This window comes from bacterium, from assembly GCA_024226335.1.
In the GTDB taxonomy this organism is placed as follows: Bacteria; Myxococcota_A; UBA9160; order SZUA-336; family SZUA-336; genus JAAELY01.
The window spans coordinates 1-1,185 of the sequence record JAAELY010000349.1 but is presented as its reverse complement, the minus strand read 5'-3'; the positions used below and the strand labels follow the sequence as shown (position 1 = coordinate 1,185).

1 protein-coding gene is annotated in these 1,185 nt (G+C 59.9%); it reads right to left on the bottom strand.

Going from position 1 to position 1,185, the window contains the following annotated elements:
• Positions 1 to 344 precede the first annotated feature (344 nt).
• A partial coding sequence (locus tag GY725_18220) for a hypothetical protein (GenBank protein MCP4006123.1) occupies positions 345 to 1,185 on the bottom strand: 841 nt, incomplete at its 5' end.

The window sequence follows — 1,185 nt, the reverse complement described above, 5'->3', positions numbered from 1 at the left end:
TATAATTAATGTAAACGGTCTGGCGGCCGAATACAGGACCCTCCGCTGAGTCGCACTGCTGGCCACGCATCATCCGACTGTCACTAATCAAATCGCTCTGGGACTCGAACCAGAAAAGTCGGCGAACGCTGGTCACGTAGCCAGCATCTATCGCTCTCTCACACACTCTCTCTCTATCTCTCTCTCTCTCTCTCTCTCTCCTCTACCTTCTCGCTCTTCACTCTTCCCTCTTCTCCGCTCGTCCATCGTTCCTCGCTCTGCGGACGCACTGTTTCAGAAGCGGGAATCCGACAGAAACTGTCCAGTCCCCTCCTGGCGGGTCGAGGGGGCCGACGGCATCATTTCTATGGCAGACACTCAGGCGCCCATTGTCTCAAAAAAGTCAACGCGTTCTCGTTGCTGGCGGCGTCAGTCTCGCGAATCTCCCTCCTGAGGTCTGCGCACTCCATTCTCCACGCATCCGTCCGAGCTTTGGGCGCGTTGTCAAGGAACTTGTTCTGCTGCATACGCCACAAGGCCCACGCGCGCAGAACGATGTAACTGCAACGAACTGGGAACTCGTGAGTTCGAAAGTGGCTGCAGGCGAGGGTCCTGGACAGTGCGTGCGCCCGGCCCATGCCCGAGTCGTCGAGCCATGTTGGTTTGACGCGGATGCGGATCTCCTCATAATTTGGGTTGTGCGTCAAAGTGAAATACGGTGACTCCCAGGGCACCTTGTGGGTACCTTTCGGATTCCTCGGCAAGGGCGGCCCGTCGGCGGGTTCCTCGCCGTCGCGCGAGTCCAACTCTTGCGACTGCTCGGGAACTCCGCCGCTCGCCTCGGGCTCCTCCTCGGTCGTCTCGCCGTCATCGTTCGCCTGCCTCTCTGCGTCCGAAGACGCAGCGCTCCAGAGGTCCGCGTCGTTGGGAAAGTCGTCGTCGTCTGACTCAACGTCAATGCCGAAGGCCTCGCTGCCGTCGCTTGCTTCGGCGCCCTCTGCCTCCGCAGCCGTAGAACGTCTCCTCGGAGGTTTCTGGACCAGGACGGCAGACTCAGGCCGCAGAAGGAGATGTGTGGGACTGTGTTTCAGAACCGACATGTCGGTCTTCAACACGTCCACCTTGCCCGAGTACTCCAGGAGGGAGTCGGGCAACGCCTGCTCGATGGGGCGCAACGTGTCGCAGAGCAGAGTTTCGACGCTGAGC